The sequence below is a fragment of the Streptomyces natalensis ATCC 27448 genome (assembly GCF_000935125.1).
Classification (GTDB): Bacteria; Actinomycetota; Actinomycetes; order Streptomycetales; family Streptomycetaceae; genus Streptomyces; species Streptomyces natalensis.
Genome location: NZ_JRKI01000029.1, coordinates 357870 through 376315, shown reverse-complemented (window position 1 = coordinate 376315; position 18446 = coordinate 357870). Strand labels below are relative to the sequence as shown.

The 18446-nt window shown below is 74.6% G+C and carries 1 protein-coding gene (only partly in view); it reads left to right on the top strand.

Translation table 11 applies throughout. The features are described 5' to 3' along the window. On the top strand, positions 1–18446 hold the 3' portion of the coding sequence (locus SNA_RS21330; protein ID WP_044366220.1) for a type I polyketide synthase. The gene continues 10078 nt to the left of window position 1, outside the view; the window shows 18446 of its 28524 coding nt (coding positions 10079–28524); its start codon lies beyond the left edge, outside the window; it ends in the stop codon at positions 18444–18446.

Below are 18446 nucleotides of genomic sequence, written 5' to 3'. Positions count from 1 at the left end.
AAGGCGTCGACGCCATCAGCGACTTCCCCGTCAACCGCGGCTGGAACACCGGCCTCTTCCACCCCGACCCGGACAACCCCGGCACGACGTACTCCACCCAGGGCGGATTCCTGCACGACGCGGGCGAGTTCGACGCCTCCTTCTTCGGCATCTCGCCGCGCGAGGCGCTGTCGATGGACCCCCAGCAGCGGCTGCTGCTGGAGACCACCTGGGAGGCGTTCGAGCACGCCGGCATCGACCCCACCACCGTCCACGGCACCACGACCGGCACCTTCATCGGCTCCACCTACCAGGAGTACGGACTCGGCGTCGAGGACGGCTCCGCCGGTCACCTGGTGACCGGCACCAGCCCCAGCGTGCTCTCCGGGCGCCTGGCCTACCTCTTCGGCCTCGAAGGCCCGGCCGTCACCGTCGACACCGCCTGCTCCTCCTCCCTGGTCGCCCTGCACCTGGCCTGCCAGTCGCTGCGCAACGGCGAGAGCTCCCTGGCCCTGGCCGGCGGCGCGACCGTGATGACCAACCCCAACCCGTTCGTCGCCTTCAGCCGGCAGCGCGCCCTGGCAGGCGACGGCCGCTGCAAGGCGTTCTCCGAAGGCGCCGACGGCATGACCCTGGCCGAGGGCGTGGGCGTCCTCGTCCTGGAGCGCCTCTCGGACGCCCAGCGCAACGGGCACGAGATCCTCGCCGTCGTCCGCGGCTCGGCCATCAACCAGGACGGCGCCTCCAACGGCCTGTCCGCCCCCAACGGCCCCTCCCAGCAGCGCGTCATCCGCCAGGCCCTGGCCAACTCGGGGCTGACCCCGGCGGACATCGACGCCGTCGAGGCCCACGGCACCGGCACCGCCCTCGGCGACCCCATCGAGGCCCAGGCCCTGCTCGCCACCTACGGACCGGGCCGCGACCCGGACAGTCCGCTGCTGCTGGGCTCGGTGAAGTCCAACATCGGCCACACCCAGTCGGCCGCCGGCGTGGCCGGCGTCATCAAGATGGTCCTGGCCCTGCGCAACGGACAGCTGCCGCGCACCCTGCACGCCGACACCCCCTCCAGCCACATCGACTGGACCCCCGGCACCGTCTCCCTGCTGACCGAACCCACCGACTGGCCCGAGGGCGAGCGCCCGCGCCGCTGCGCGGTCTCCTCCTTCGGCATCAGCGGCACCAACGCCCACACCCTCCTCGAAGAGGCCCCCCGCCCGCACGAGGCGACCCCCGCGGGGCCGGTGCCCCCGGCCGGGGACGCCATCCCCTGGGTGCTGTCCGCCCGGACCCCGGGCGCGCTGCGCGCCCAGGCGGCCCAGCTCGCCGCCCACCTCGACGGCGAGGCACCCGATGCCCTCGACGTCGGCCACACCCTGGTGGCCGCGCGCACCCTCTTCGACCACCGCGCCGTCGTCGTCGGCACCGACGACGCATCCCGGCGCGCGGCCCTGGACGCCCTCGCCACCGGCGGCTCCGCACCCGGCATCGTCCAGGGCACGGCCGACACCGACGGCAGGACCGTCTTCGTCTTCCCCGGCCAGGGCTCCCAGTGGGCCGGCATGGGAGCGCGGCTCCTTGAGGAGTCCCCGGTCTTCGCCGCGCGCCTGACCGAATGCGCCACCGCCCTCTCGGAGTTCGTCGACTGGTCCCTGCTCGACGTGCTGCGCCAGGCCGACGGCGCGCCGACCCTGGACCGCGTCGACGTCGTCCAGCCCGCCTCCTTCGCCGTCATGGTCTCCCTGGCCGCGCTGTGGACCTCCCACGGCATCACCCCGGACGCCGTGGTCGGCCACTCGCAGGGCGAGATCGCCGCGGCCGCCGTCGCCGGGGCGCTCTCCCTGGAGGACGCGGCCCGCGTCGTCGCGCTGCGCAGCCAGGCCATCGCCCGCGGGCTGGCCGGAACCGGCGGCATGCTGTCGGTCCCGCTGCCCGCCGCCGACGTCGAACAGCGCCTCGCCGCCTATGAGGACCTGTCGATCGCCGCCGTCAACGGCCCCCGGTCCACCGTCGTCTCCGGCGCCACCGCGCCGCTGGACGCCCTCCAGGCCGAACTGGTCGGCGAGGACATCCGTGCCCGGCGCATCGCCGTGGACTACGCCTCGCACTCCGCCCAGGTCGAGCGGGTGCGCGACGAACTGCGCACCGTCCTCGAACCGGTGCGCCCGCGCCCGGCGCAGGTGCCCTTCTTCTCCACCGTCACCGGTGACTGGCTGGACACCACCGTCATGGACGCGGAGTACTGGTTCACCAACCTGCGCCGGACCGTCCACTTCCAGCCCGCCATCGGCGAACTCCTCGCCCAGGGCCACCACTTCTTCATCGAGGTCAGCTCCCACCCCGTCCTGTCCATGGGCATCCAGGCGACCGCCGAGGAAGCCGGGGCCGCCGCCGCGGTGCTCGGCACGCTCCGGCGCGACACCGGCGCCACCGACCGCTTCCTGGCCTCCCTGGCCGAAGCCTTCGTCCGGGGCGCGGACGCCGACTGGTCCGCCGTCTTCGCCGGCACCGGCGCCCGCCGGGTGCCGCTGCCCACGTACGCCTTCCAGCGCGAGCACCTGTGGGCGATCCCCGAGCGGTCCCCGGACCGGCCCGAAGCGGATCCCGCGGACGCCGAGTTCTGGACGGCGGTCGAGGAGGAGGACGTCGAGGCGCTCGCCTCCCGGCTGCGCCTGGACCGCACCTCCCTCGCCCCGGTCCTCCCGGCCCTCTCGCACTGGCGCAAGCGCCGCCGCGAGCTGTCCACCGTGGACTCCTGGCGCTACCGCGCCACCTGGAAGCCGCTGACCGGCCTGCCCGCGGCGGCCCTGACGGGCACCTGGCTCGTCGTCGCCCCCGAAGGAGCCGACACCGACACCCTCACCGGTGTCCTCGCCGCCCACGGCGCCGGGACGCGCACCCTCGTCCTGGACGACAGCTGCGCCGACCGCGCCACCCTGACCGCGCGCCTGACCGGCCTCGACGGCGCGGCGGACCTCACGGGCGTGGTGTCCCTGCCGGCCCCGGCAGACGAGGCAAGCGCCACCCACCCGACGCTCAGTCGCGCGGTGACCCTGACCGTCGCGCTCGTCCAGGCGCTCGGCGACGCCGGAATCGACGCACCCCTGTGGTGCCTGACCCAAGGCGCCGTCTCCACCGGTCGCGCGGACCGGCTCACCCGCCCCGACCAGGCCCAGATCCTCGGCCTCGGCTGGACGGCCGCGCTCGAACACCCGCAGCGCTGGGGCGGCCTGGTCGACCTGCCCGAGGAGCTGGACCGGCGGGCCGGCGAGCGCCTGGCTGCCGTCCTGACCGGCCGCAGTGGCGAGGACCAGCTCGCCGTCCGCTCCTCGGGCGTCTTCGCCCGCCGCGTCGTCCGCGCCGCCCCCGCGGACCCCGCCCCGGCCCGCCCCTGGACGCCGAGGGGCACCACCCTCGTCACCGGCGGCACCGGCACCCTCGCCCCGCACCTGGCCCGCTGGCTCGCCCAGCAGGGCGCCGAGCACATCGTGCTCACCAGCCGCCGCGGCCCGGCGGCACCCGGCGCAGCGGAACTCGTCCAGGAACTGGCCGAGTTGGGCTGCCAGGCCGAAGCGGTGGCCTGCGACCTGACCGACCGCGACGCGGTCGCGCAGATGCTCGCCGCGCTTCGGGCCGAGGGCCGCACCGTACGCACCGTCGTGCACACCGCCGTCACCATCGAGCTGGCGCCGCTGGACGAGACGACCCTGGACGACTTCGCGAAGGTCATGGACGCCAAGGTCATCGGCGCCCGGCACCTGGACGAACTCCTCGGCGACGACCTGGACGCCTTCGTCCTGTACTCCTCCACCGCCGGTATGTGGGGCAGCGGCGCCCACGCCGCCTACGTCGCCGGAAACGCCTATCTCAACGCCCTGGCCGAACACCGCCGCGCCCGCGGCGCCCGCGCCACCGCCGTCTCCTGGGGCATCTGGGCCGACGACCTCAAGCTCGGCCGCGTCGACCCCGGCCAGATCCGCCGCAGCGGGCTGGTCTTCATGGATCCCCAACTCGCCCTCACCGGCCTGCGCCAGGCCCTCGACGACGAGGAAACGCACCTGGCCGTCGCCGACGTGGACTGGGGGCGCTACTACCCCGTCTTCACCGCCGCGCGGCCCACCCGGCTCTTCGAGGACCTGCCCGAGGTGCGGCAGCTGGCGCAGGAGAGCGCCGAAGTCACCGACTCCGGCAGCGAGTTCGCCACCCGGCTCGATGGGCTGGCCGCGGTCGAGCAGGACCGCCTCCTGCTGGATCTCGTCCGTACCGAGGCGGCCACCGCGCTCGGCCATGCCTCACCCGACGTGCTCTCCGAACAACGTGCCTTCCGCGACGTCGGCTTCGACTCCCTGACCGCCGTCGACCTGCGCAACCGCATCGCCTCCGTGACCGGGCTCGCCCTGCCGAGCACCATGGTCTTCGACTACCCCAACCCGCTCGCACTCGTCGCGTTCCTGCGCGAGTCCCTCGCCGGGTCCGCCACCGGCACCGCCGCCACGACCACGCACACCGCCGCCGCCGACGAGCCCATCGCCATCATCGGCATGAGCTGCCGCTATCCCGGCGGCGTCGGCTCACCGGAGGACCTGTGGCGACTGGTCACCGAGGGCGGCGACGCCACCGGAGAGTTCCCCGCCGACCGCGGCTGGGACGCCGAGGGCCTCTACGATCCCGACCCCGACCGGGCCGGCCACACCTACTCGACCCGGGGCGGCTTCCTGCATGACGCCGCCGACTTCGACGCCTCCTTCTTCGGCATCTCGCCCCGCGAGGCCCTGGCCATGGACCCCCAGCAGCGCCTGCTGCTGGAGACCTCCTGGGAGGCGATGGAGCGCGCCGGGATCGACCCCGCCACCCTGCGCGGCAGCAGCACCGGCACCTTCATCGGCGCCAGCTACCAGGACTACGGCGCCTTCGGCGCGGGCCCGGACGGCGCCGAGGGACACCTGATCACCGGCACCATCTCCAGCGTCCTGTCCGGCCGGCTCTCCTACACCTACGGCTTCGAGGGCCCGGCCGTCTCCCTCGACACCGCCTGCTCCTCCTCCCTGGTCGCGCTGCACCTGGCCTGCCAGTCCCTGCGCAACGGCGAGAGCTCCCTGGCCCTCGCGGGCGGTGTCAGCATCATGTCCACGCCGGGCGCGTTCGTCGGCTTCAGCCGGCAGCGCGCGATGGCGGCCGACGGCCGCTGCAAGGCGTACTCCGACCAGGCCGACGGCATGAGCCTGGCCGAAGGCGTCGGCCTCGTCCTCGTCGAGCGGCTCTCCGACGCCCGCCGCAACGGGCACCAGGTCCTGGCCGTCATCCGGGGCTCCGCCGTCAACCAGGACGGCGCCTCCAACGGACTGACCGCGCCCAACGGCCCGTCCCAGCAGCGCGTCATCCGGCAGGCCCTGGCCAACGCCGAGGTGGACCCCGACGGCATCGACGTCATCGACGGGCACGGCACCGGCACGGCACTCGGCGACCCCATCGAGGCGCAGGCCCTGCTGGCCACGTACGGCCAGGGCCGCGACCCCGAGCACCCGCTGCTCCTGGGCTCCGTCAAATCCAACATCGGCCACACCCAGATGGCGTCCGGTGTCGCCAGCGTCATCAAGATGGTCATGGCCATGCGCCATGCCGCGGTGCCGCGGAGCCTGCACATCGACCGGCCCTCCAGTCACGTCGACTGGAGCTCCGGCGCCATCCAGCTGCTCACCGAGCCGCTGCCCTGGCCGGCCACCGGGCACCCGCGTCGCGCGGGCGTCTCCTCCTTCGGACTCAGCGGCACCAACGTCCACACCATCCTCGAACAGGCCCCGGAGGACCGGACCGAGGAGGACACCGACACCGCACCGGCCCGCCCGGCCGACCCCACACCCGTCCCCGTGACCCTGTCCGGACGCACCGAAGCGGGCCTGCGCGCCCAGGCCGGACGGCTCCTGACCCACCTCGCCGACCACCCCGAACTTCCGCTCACCGACCTCGCGTTCTCGCTCGCCACCTCCCGGGCCGCCCTGGAGCACCGTGCGGCCGTCGTCACCGACGACCCCGACACCCTCACCCGCGCCCTGACCGCGCTGCGCGACGCGACCCCCGACGGCGGACTGCTCACCGGCCGCCCGGACCGCGGCCGGCTCGCCTTCCTCTTCACCGGCCAGGGCAGCCAGCGCCCCGGAATGGGACGCGAGCTCTACGACCGCCACCCGGTCTACGCCGAGGCCCTGGACGCCGTACTGGCCCGCTTCGACCTCGAACTCGACCGCCCGCTGCGGGAGATCCTCTTCGCCGACCCCGGCACCCCCGAGGCCGAACTGCTCGACGACACCGGCTACACCCAGCCGGCCCTGTTCGCCCTCGAAGTGGCGCTGTTCCGTCTCGCCGAGTCCTGGGGCCTGCGCCCCGACTACGTCGCGGGACACTCCATCGGCGAGCTCGCCGCCGCGCACGCCGCAGGAGTCCTCTCCCTGGAGGACGCCTGCACCCTCGTAGCGGCTCGCGGCCGGCTGATGGCCGCCCTGCCCTCCGGCGGCGCCATGGCCTCCGTCGAGGCCACCGAGGACGAGGCGGCCGCCGTGCTCGCCCCGTACGAGGGACGAGCCGCGGTCGCCGCCGTCAACACCCCCACGTCCCTGGTCGTCTCGGGCGACGAGGACGCGGTACACGCCGTGGCGGCCCACTTCCACGAACTCGGCCGCCGCACCAAGCAGCTGCGCGTCAGCCACGCCTTCCACTCGCCGCATATGGACGCGATGCTGGACGACTTCACCCGCGCCGCCGAAGGCATCACCTTCCACGCGCCGGAGCTGCCGCTGGTCTCCACCCTCACCGGAGAGCTGATCCTGGCCGACGACCTGTGCTCGGCGCCGTACTGGACCCGGCAGGTCCGCGGCACCGTCCGCTTCGCCGACGCCGTACGGCACCTCACCGAGCACGGTGTGACGACCTTCTTCGAGCTCGGCCCGGACGCCGTACTCAGCGGCGCGGTACGCGAGAGCACCGGCGAGCAGACCCCCGCCACCGCCGTCCCGGCACTGCGCCGCGACCGGCCCGAGGCCCCCGCACTGACCACGGCACTGGCCCGGCTCCACCTCCACGGGGTGCGGGTCGACTGGGACGCCGTGTTCGCGGGCGGCGGCGCCCGGCGGATCGACCTGCCCACCTACCCCTTCCAGCGCGAGCGCTACTGGCCCGAGGCGGCCGCCGGAGCCGCCGCACCCGCACACCCCGCCGACGCGGCGGACGCGGAGTTCTGGTCGGCCGTCGAGCGCGCGGACCTTCCGTCCCTGGGCTCCTCGCTGGACCTGGACGACGACACCCTCACCGCCGTCGTGCCCGCCCTCTCCTCCTGGCGGCGCAAGAGCCGGGAGCGCTCCACCGTCGACGGCTGGCGCTACCGGACCACCTGGAAGCCCCTCACCGGCACGGCCACCGCCGGACACCCGGCCGGGACCTGGCTGGTGCTCGCACCGGCCGACGGCGACCGGGCCTGGACCGATGCGGTCGCCGGGGCCCTGGGCGCCGACGCCGTACGGGTCGAGGTGAGCACCGCCCAGCGCCAGGAGCTGGCCGAGCGGCTGAGCGAACTGGCCGCGGAACACGGTGAGTTCGCGGGCGTACTGTCCCTGCTGGCAACGGCCGGCGAAGGCGCAGAGGATGCCGATGACGCCACGACCGAGGGCCTCCTGCTGACGGCGACCGCCCTCCAGGCCCTGGGCGACGCAGGTATCGACGCCCCGCTGTGGTGCGTGACCCGTACCGCCGTGGCCGTGGACCGCGCCGAACACCCGGCCCGCCCCGCCCAGGCCGCCGTCTGGGGCCTGGGCAGGGTCGCCGCACTGGAGCACCCGCAGCGCTGGGGCGGCCTCGTCGATCTCCCCGACGAGCTCGACGGCGCCACCCTGCGCCGCCTGGCCGCCGTCCTCGCCGACAGCGGCGACGAGGACCAGCTCGCCGTACGGACCACCGCGACCTTCGTCCGCCGCCTGGCGCACCACCGGGCCGCACCGGCCCCCGAGGCAGCCACGTTCCGCCCCACCGGAACGGTGCTCGTCACCGGCGGCACCGGTGCGCTCGGCGGCCACGTCGCCCGCTGGCTGGCCGAGGCGGGCGCCGAACATCTGCTGCTGGTCAGCCGGCGCGGCACCGACGCCCCCGGCGCCGGTGAACTGGCGGCTGAAATCGCCGAGTTGGGTGCTCGCGTCACCGTCGCGGCGTGCGACACCGCCGACCGGGACGCGCTCGCCGCCGTACTGGCCGCGATCCCCGACGAGCACCCGCTCACCGCGGTGTTCCACACCGCCGGCACCGTCGACGACGGCACCCTGGACACGCTCACCCCCGAGCAGTTCGCCTCCGTCCTGCGCACCAAGGTCACCGCCACCCGCAACCTGCACGAGACGACCCGCGAGCAGGACCTGAGCGCCTTCGTGCTCTTCTCCTCCGTCGCCGGCACCCTCGGCGCACCCGGCCAGGGCAACTACGCCGCCGGCAACGCCTTCCTCGACGCCTTCGCCGCACACCGCCGCGCCCACGGCCTGCCCGCCACCTCGCTGGCCTGGGGCCCCTGGGCCGAGACCGGTATGGCGGCCGACGGCACCGGCATCCAGGACCGCGTCCGCCGCGGCGGCTTCACCCCCATGCCGCCCCGGCTCGCCCTCACCGCACTGCGCCGGGCGATCGAGCACGACGCCACGGCGCTGACCCTCGCGGACATCGACTGGCAGCGCTACGCAGAGGTCTTCACCGCGACCCGCCCCAGCCTCTTCGTCGCCGACCTGCCCGAACTCCAGCAGGTCACGCCGCCCGCCGGGACACCGGAAGCCGCTCTGCGGGAACCGGCCCTGCGCCAACGGCTCGCCGGACTCTCCCCGGCCGCGCGCCCGCGCTTCGTCCTGGACCTGGTACGCACCCAGGTGGCCGCGGTCCTCGGGCACAGCGGCACCTCGGCCATCGGCGCCGAACGCGCTTTCAGTGACCTCGGCTTCGACTCGCTGACCACCGTCGAACTGCGCAACACCCTCACGGCCACCACCGGCCTGAAACTGCCCGCAACCCTCGTCTACGACTACCCGACCCCGACCGCCCTCGCCGACTTCCTGCTCGCCGAACTCCTGGGCGCCCTGCCCGAGTCCGGTGCCCCGGCCTTCGTCGGCCGCGCGGCGGACGACGATCCCATCGTCATCGTCGGCATGAACTGCCGCTTCCCCGGCGGCATACGGTCCCCCGAGGACCTCTGGCAGCTGCTGAGCAGCGGCGAGGACGCGATCAGCGGATTCCCCGCGGACCGCGGCTGGGACCTCGACGCGCTCGCCCGCGGCGCCTCCGCCACCCTCGAAGGCGGATTCCTGGACGGCGTCGGCCTCTTCGACGCCCCCTTCTTCGGCATCTCGCCCCGCGAGGCCCTGGCCATGGACCCCCAGCAGCGCCTGCTGCTGGAGACCTCCTGGGAGGCGTTCGAACGCGCCGGAATCGACGCGACCACCCTGCGCGGCAGCCGTACCGGCGTATTCGTCGGCACCAACGGCCAGGACTACGCCACACTCCTGCGCCAGGGCACCGGCACCACCGACATCCGCGGCCATGTCGCCACCGGCAACACCGCCAGCGTCATGTCCGGCCGCCTCTCCTACGCCTTCGGCCTGGAGGGCCCGGCCGTCACCGTCGACACCGCCTGCTCCTCCGCGCTGGTCGCCCTGCACATGGCCGCGGGCGCCCTGCGCAGCGGCGAGTGCACCCTCGCCCTGGCCGGCGGCGTCTCGGTCATGTCCAGCCCCGACTCCTTCACCGAGTTCACGGTCCAGGGAGGGCTGGCCCCCGACGGACGGTGCAAGCCGTTCGCCGATGCGGCCGACGGTACGAGCTGGTCCGAGGGCGTCGGCGTCCTCCTCCTGGAACGGCTCTCCGACGCCCGCCGCAACGGCCACGACGTCTGGGGCATCGTGCGCGGCACCGCGGTCAACCAGGACGGCGCCTCCAACGGGCTGACCGCGCCCAGCGGCCGGGCCCAGCAGCGCGCCATCCGCCAGGCCCTGGCCGACGCCGACCTCGCCCCCGCCGACGTCGATGTGGTCGAGGCCCACGGCACCGGCACCACCCTCGGCGACCCCATCGAGGCGCACGCCCTCATCGCCGCCTACGGACAGGACCGGCCGACGGACCGGCCGCTGCTGCTCGGCGCCGTGAAGTCGAACCTGGGTCACACCCAGGCCGCCGCCGGTGTCGCCGGCACCATCAAGGTGCTGCTGGCGATGCGCCACGGCGTGCTGCCCAAGACCCTGCACACCGACTCGCCGTCCGCGCACGTGGACTGGACGGCCGGCACGGTCTCGCTCCTCACCGAACAGCAGGAGTGGCCCGAGACCGGGCACGCCCGGCGGGCCGGTGTCTCCGCCTTCGGCGTCAGCGGCACCAACGCCCACGTCATCATCGAGCAGGCGCCGGACGCCGAGGAGTCCGTGGCGCCGGAGCCCACCACGGTGCCGGGCCTCGTGCCCTGGCCGGTGTCGGGCAAGTCCGAGGCCGCCCTGGAGGCAGGAATCGAGCGGGTCTCGGCGCTGACCGGCCGGTCACCGGTCGACGTGGGCCACTCCCTCACCACGGGCAGGGCGGCCTTCACCCACCGCGCGGTCCTCGCGGCCGACGGCGCGGGCGTACGGGAACTCGCCCGCGGCGTCGCCCACGAGGCCGACGGGAAGCTGGCGGTGCTGTTCTCGGGCCAGGGCGCTCAACGCGTCGGGATGGGCCGGGAGTTGTATGTCCGGTTCCCGGTGTTCGCCGAGGCGCTGGACGGGGTGCTGGCGCACTTCGATGCCGGGTTGCGGGACGTGATGTTCGGTGATGCGGAGGGCTTGGACGAGACGGGGTTCACGCAGCCCGCGCTGTTCGCCATCGAGGTGGCGTTGTTCCGGCTGGCCGAGTCCCTGGGTGTGCGGCCGGATTTCGTGGGCGGGCACTCGATCGGTGAGATCGCGGCGGCGCATGTCGCCGGGGTGTTCTCGCTGGCGGATGCGTGTGCGCTGGTGGCGGCCCGTGCGCGGCTGATGCAGGCCCTCCCGGCGGGCGGCGCGATGGTGGCCGTCCAGGCAACAGCGGAGGAGGCGGCCGCACGGCTGGTCGACGGGGTGTCGATCGCGGCGGTCAACGGCCCGGAGGCGGTGGTGATCGCCGGGGAGCAGCGCGAAGTCCTGCGGATCGCCAAGGAGTTCACCGGCCTGGGTCGTAAGACACGGCGCCTGCCGGTCAGCCACGCCTTCCACTCGCCGCTGATGGAGCCAATGCTGGAGGACTTCCGGCGGGTCGCCGAGGGACTGTCGTACGAAGCCCCGCGGATCGCGCTGGTGTCGAACCTCACCGGCGAACTCGCCACCGAGGACCTCGTCCGCTCGGCCGAGTACTGGGTCCGGCATGTGCGCGAGACCGTGCGCTTCGCCGACGGCGTGAGCGCCCTGGCCGCCGAAGGAGCCTCCGTCTTCCTGGAGCTGGGCCCGGACGGGGTGCTGACCGCGATGGCCCAGCACACCCTGGACGGCACCGCGACCGCCGTACCGGCCCTGCGCAAGGACTGGTCCGAGGAGACCGCGCTGCTGACCGCGCTCGCCCAGCTGCACGTCGTAGGCGTGGGGGTGGACTGGTCCGGGATCTTCGCCGGCACCGGTGCCCGCCGTGTCGACCTGCCCACCTACCCCTTCCAGCACCAGTGGTACTGGCCGGACGGCGCACCCGCCGCGGAGGCGACGACCGGTGCGCAGGACCCCGTGGACGCCGAGTTCTGGGACGCGGTGGAGCGCGCGGACCTCTCGTCGCTCTCCGACAGCCTCGAACTGGACGACGCCGCACTGTCGGCCCTCGTACCCGCCCTGTCCGCCTGGCGCCGCAAGCGCGTGGAGCGCTCTACCGTCGACGGCTGGCGCTACCACGTGACCTTCAAGCCGCTGACCGGCACCGCGCCCGGCACCCTCGCCGGAACGTGGCTGGCGCTCGTCCCGACGGGAGCCGCCGACGACGAGTGGACCACTGCCGTACTCGCAGCCCTCGGCGATGCGGTCGTCATCGCGGAAGTCGATCCGGCCGACCGCGGTGCGTTCGCCGGACGGCTCGGCGAACTCGCCGAACGGGGAACCGAGTTCACCGGCGTGGTCTCCCTCCTCGCAATCCCGTACGCCTTCGCCCTCCCCTTCGGACCGGCCTGGCCCGACGAGGCGCTGCGGGCACTGGCCGAGGCGGGCATCGACGCCCCGCTGTGGTGCGTCACCCGCGACGCGGTGCCGGTGGACCGCTCGGAGAGCGAAGTCAGCCCCGCCCAGGCGGCGGTGTGGGGGCTCGGCAGGGTCGCGGCCCTGGACCACCCGGACCGCTGGGGCGGCCTGGTCGACGTACCGCAGGAGCACGACCGGCGTACGGCGGAACGGCTTCGCGCCGTACTGTCCGGCGCCGGCGACGAGGACCAGGTGGCACTGCGGCCCTCCGGCGCCTTCGGACGACGGCTGGTGCGCGCCACGGACGACACCCCCGCGACCCCGTGGCAGCCGGCCGGCACGGTCCTGGTCGTCGGCCCCGCGTCCGGCACCGGCGGACACTGCGCCCGGTGGCTCGCCGGACAGGGTGCCCAGCACCTGGTGCTGGCCGACCGCACCGCACCGGACACGGCGCAGCTGATCGGCGAACTCGACGCCCTGGGCGTGCCGTTGACGGTGCTCGACTGCGCACCGGCCGACGGTGAGGCGCTGCTGAGCGCGCTCGCCGCGCTCCCGGAGCCGCTGACCGCCGTGATCTACGCGGACGGGCCGTCCGACGCCGACGCCTACGGAACCGCCACCACCGCGGACCCCGGCGCATCCCTGGCCGCGCTGTACGCGGACGTGGAGAGCCTGGCGGCCGTGGCCGAGGCGGCGACCGGCGCTCGCCCCCTGGGCGCGTTCGTCCTCTTCTCCTCGATCGCCGGGACCTGGGGTGCCGGAGGCCGGGGCACCGAGGCCGCGGCCGGAGCCCAACTCGACGCCCTGGCAGGTATGTTGCGTGCCCGAGGACTGCCTGCCACGGCGGTCTCGTGGGGCGGCTGGGCCGACGCCACCTCCGGCAGCCTGGCCGCACACCTGCGGGCCAACGGGCTGCCCCCGATGGACCCCGCGCGGGCCCTGACCGCGCTCGCCCGCTCCCTGGGCACCGACACCCCCTCGGTGACGGTCGCCGACGTACGGTGGGACGAGTTCGCGCCCGCCTTCACCCGCAGGCGGCACAGCGCCCTGTTCGCCGAACTCCCCGAGGCCCGCGAGGCGCTGGCGGAGTCGGACGGCAGCGCGCCGGGAACGGCGGATGCCGCGTCCGGCCTGCGGGCCGAACTCGCCGCCCGCCCGGACGCGGAGCGCACGGAGCACCTGCTGGCCCTGGTCCGCGACCGCGTGGCGGCCGTGCTCGGGTTCGCGGACGCCGACGCCGTACCCTCCGGCCAGGCGTTCACGGACCTCGGCTTCGACTCGCTGACCGCGGTCGACCTGCGCAACCAGCTCGCCGTCGCGACGGGTCTGGCCCTGCCCGCCACCCTCGTCTTCGACTACCCCACGGCCGACGCGCTCGCCGGTTACCTGCGGGCCGAACTCCTCGGCGAGGGCGGGAAGGACGCGGAGGAACTCCCCGCGGTGGTGCGGACGAAGGACGCCGACACCGCCGAGGACCCGGTCGTCATCGTCGGCATGAGCTGCCGCTACCCGGGTGGGATCCGCTCGCCCGAGGACCTGTGGCAGCTGGTCATGGGCGAAGCGGACGCCATCGGAGGCTTCCCCACCGACCGCGGCTGGGACCTGGACCGGCTGCTGCACGGCGACCGGGACGGCCGCGGCCGGACCGTCACCGGCCAGGGCGGATTCCTCTACGACGTGGCCGACTTCGACCCCGGGTTCTTCGGCATCGCGCCGCGTGAGGCGATGGTGATGGACCCGCAGCAGCGCATCCTGCTGGAAGCCACCTGGGAGGCCCTGGAGCGCACCGGCATCGACCCCGCCCGGCTGCGCGGCGGCGACACCGGCGTGTTCATCGGCGGCGGCTCGGGCGACTACCGGCCCGAAGCGGGCCAGCTGGGGCATGCGCAGACCGCGCAGTCGGCGAGCCTGCTCTCCGGCCGGGTGGCCTACCACTTCGGCCTGGAAGGACCCTCCGTCAGCGTCGACACGGCGTGCTCGTCGTCCCTGGTGGCGCTCCACCTGGCCGCCCAGGCCCTGCGCAACGGCGAATGCTCCATCGCCCTGACCGGCGGTGTGACGGTGATGTCCAGCCCGGTGAACTTCGTCGAGTTCGGCGAGATGGGAGCCCTGGCACCGGACGGGCGCTGCCGGCCGTTCGCGTCCGCCGCGGGCGGCACCGGCTGGTCCGAGGGCGTGGGCGTCCTCGTCCTGGAACGGCTCTCCGACGCCCGCCGCAACGGGCACGAGGTGCTCGCGGTACTGCGCGGCTCGGCCGTCAACCAGGACGGCGCCAGCAACGGCATCACCGCGCCCAACGGCCCCTCGCAGCGCCGCGTCATCCAGCGGGCGCTGGCCAACGCGGGGCTGGCGCCGGCCGACGTGGACGCCGTGGAGGCACACGGCACCGGCACCACCCTGGGCGACCCCATCGAGGCGCAGGCGCTGCTGGCCACGTACGGGCAGGGCCGTGACCCCGAACTGCCCTTGCTGCTGGGCTCGGTGAAGTCCAACATCGGCCACACCCAGGCGGCCGCCGGCATCGCCGGTGTGATCAAGATGGTGCTGGCGATGCGCCACGGCATGCTGCCCAGGAGCCTGCACATCGACGAGCCCTCGGCACATGTCGACTGGAGCGCCGGGGCCGTCGAACTGCTGGCGCAGGCGGCCGACTGGCCGCGTACCGGCCGCCCGCGACGGGCCGGAATCTCGGCCTTCGGCGCCAGCGGCACCAACTCCCACGTGATCATCGAGCAGCCCGCACCGACCGTTGCGGAGGAGCCCGAGCGCCCGCAGGAGGCGGGCGGCCCGCTGCCGGTGCCGGTGTCCGGCGCCGTACCGGACGCGCTGCGGGCCCAGGCCCGGCAGCTGCACGCCTACGTGGCCGGTCGGCCCGGCCTCACCGTCGCCGAGTTCGCGCTGTCCACCGCCACCACCCGGTCGGCCTTCACCCACCGGGCCGCCGTCCTCGCCGAAGACCGCGAGGAACTGCTCGCGGGTCTGGCCGCGCTCGCCGGCGGGCTCGACACCCCCCAGGTCCTGCGGGGCCGGGTCGCGGAGCGCCGCGGCAGGCTCGCGGTGCTGTTCTCCGGCCAGGGATCGCAGCGCGTGGGCATGGGACGGGAACTGCACGCCCGCTTCCCGGTGTTCGCGGAGGCCCTGGACGAGGTGACGGCACGCCTGGAAGCGGAACTGGAACTCCCGCTGCGGGAGGTCATGTTCGGCGACTCGGAGCGGCTGAACGAGACGGGCTACACCCAGCCCGCGCTGTTCGCGATCGAGGTCGCGCTGTTCCGTCTGGTCGCCTCCTGGGGCATCCGCCCGGACTTCGTCGCCGGGCACTCCATCGGCGAGATCGCGGCCGCGCACGTGGCCGGGGTCTTCTCCCTGGACGATGCGTGCCGGCTGGTGGCCGCACGGGCGCGGCTGATGAACGCCCTGCCCGCGGGCGGCGCCATGGTGGCCGTCCAGGCCACCGAGGAGGAGACCCGCGCCTGCCTGACCGACGGCGTGTCCATCGCCGCGGTCAACGGACCGCGCTCGGTGGTCCTCTCCGGCGACGAGGCCGCCGTACTCGACCTGGCGGAGAAGTTCACCGCCGACGGGCGCAAGACTAGGCGTTTGCGGGTGAGCCATGCATTTCACTCACTGCACATGGACGCCGTTCTCGACGACTTCCGACGAGTCGCCCAAAGCGTCGGCTACGACGCCCCCACGATCCCGCTCGTGTCCAACGTGACCGGCGAGGCGGCGACCGAGCGGCAGGTGTGCTCCCCCGACTACTGGGTGCGCCACGTCCGCGAGGCCGTCCGCTTCGGCGACGGTGTCCGCACCCTCGCCGACCGCGGAGTGACCGCGTTCCTGGAGCTGGGCCCCGACGGCGCGCTGTGCGCCATGGCCCAGGAGACCCTGGACACCCTGCCCTCGCCGGCGGTCACCGTACCGGCGCTGCGCAGGGACCGCGGTGAGCAGGAGTGTGTGGTCACCGCGCTCGCCCGGCTGCACGTCGACGGAGTGAGCCCGCACTGGCCCGCCGTACTCACCGGGCCCCGGACCGCGCCCCGCCGCACCGACCTGCCCACCTACCCCTTCCAGCACCAGCGGTTCTGGCCGGCCGCCCAGCCCGCCACCGACCCCACCCCGGCGACCGCCGCGGACGACGGCTTCTGGTCGGCGGTGCGGGAGGCGGACTTCGCGGACCTCGCCACGACGCTCGACGTCGAGCGCGACGCGCTGTCCACGGTGCTCCCCGCGCTCGCGGACTGGCGCCGCAGGCGCGAGGAGTCCGGCACGGTCGACGGCTGGCGGCAGCAGATCACCTTCGAGCCGCTGACCCGCACGCCCTCCCACACCCCGGCGGGCACCCGGCTCGCCGTGATCCCGGCAGGGCATGAGCAGGACCCATTGGTCGCCGATGTCGTCGCGGCCCTGGGCCCGGACACCGTACGCCTCACCGCGCCCGGCAGCGACCGGGCCGCCCTGGCCGACCTGCTGCGCCAACAGGCCGCCGACGGAACCGAGTTCACCGCCGTGGTCTCCCTGCTCGCCCTCGCCACGGAGCCCGCCCACTCGGAGCCCGCCCACTCGGAGCCCGCCCACCCGGCGCACGCCCCCGAGGCGCTGGCCCTCACCACCACCTTGATCCAGGCGCTCGGCGACGCGGACCTTGCCGCACCCCTGTGGTGCGTCACCCGCGGCGCGGTCGCCGCTGCGCCCGGCGAGCCGGTGTCCGGACCCGCCCAGGCCGCCGTATGGGGACTGGGTCGGGTGGCCGCCCTGGAGTACCCGCAGCGCTGGGGTGGTCTGATCGACCTGCCCGCCGCTCTGGACGACCGCACCGCCGCCCGTCTCGCCGATGTGCTCGCCGCCCCCGGCGGCGAGGACCAGATCGCGATCCGGCCCTCCGCCGTCCTCGGCCGCAGGCTGGTCCCCGTACCGGCCGGGCGGACCACCCGGGAGTGGAACCCCACCGGAACCGTCCTGATCACCGGCGGCACCGGAGCACTGGGCGCCCGCGTGGCACGGGAACTGGCACGGGCGGGCGCAGAGCACCTGCTGCTGCTGAGCCGCCGGGGCCCGGACGCGCCCGGCGCGGACGCACTGCGGGCCGAACTCACCGCGCTCGGCGCGGACGTCACCCTCACCGCATGCGACGCCGCCGACCGCGACGCGCTCGCGAAGGTCCTGGCGGACATCCCCGAGACGTCCCCCCTGACCGGCGTCGTCCACACCGCCGGCGTCATCGACGACGGTGTCCTGGACAGCCTCACCCCGGACCGGTTCGAGGACGTCTTCCGCGCCAAGGCCGCCTCGGCCCTGGCCCTGCACGACCTCACCGAGGACCTGGACCTGGCGGTGTTCGCCCTGTTCTCCTCGTCCTCCGGAGCGGTCGGCAACGCGGGCCAGGCCAACTACGCCGCCGCCAACGCCTTCCTGGACGCGCTCGCCGAACGGCGCCGGGCCCAGGGCCTGGCCGCGACATCCCTCGCCTGGGGTGTATGGGGAGGCGGCGGAATGGCCGCCGACCAGCGCGCGGCCGACGTGGCCCGGCGCACCGGAATCCGCCCGCTGGACCCGGACCTCGCCGTCGTGGCGCTGCGCCGGGCCGTCATGGACGGGCGGCCCACCGAGGTCGTCGCCGACATCGAACGCGACCTGTTCGTCCGCTCCTTCACCGCCGTACGGCCCAGCCCGCTGCTCGGCGCGCCGACCGTCGACGCCGAGCACCGGGCGGCGGGGGACACCGGCGAGGACACCACGGGCGACGCGCTGCGCGCGAAGCTGACGGGCCTGCCGCCCGCCAAGCGCTCCGAGGCCGTACGGGACCTGGTGCGCACCCGGGCCGCGGCCGTACTGGGACACCCCACAGCCGACGCCGTAGGCGCCGACCGGGCGTTCCGTGACCTCGGCTTCGACTCCCTCAGCGCCGTCGAACTGCGCAACCAGCTCGGCGCCGCTACCGGACTGAACCTGACCGCCACGCTCGTCTTCGACCACCCCAACCCCGCCGCCCTGGCAGACCACCTCCTGAGCCTGCTCGTCCCCGACGAGGACCCGGGGGAGGGGACAGCCGACGACGGCGACCCGGACTCCTCCGCCATCAGGGCCCTGCTCGCCTCCGTCTCCGTGGCCCAGCTGCGCGAGATCGGCGTGCTCGAACCCCTGCTGAAGCTCGCCGCCGAGCAGACCGCTGCGTCCGGCGCCGAGGCCGCCGCCGCGACCGCAGCGGACGCCTACGACGAGTCGATCGACGCGATGGACATCGCCGACCTGGTGCAGGCGGCATTCGACGGCAATTCCCCCCAAGAGCGCTGA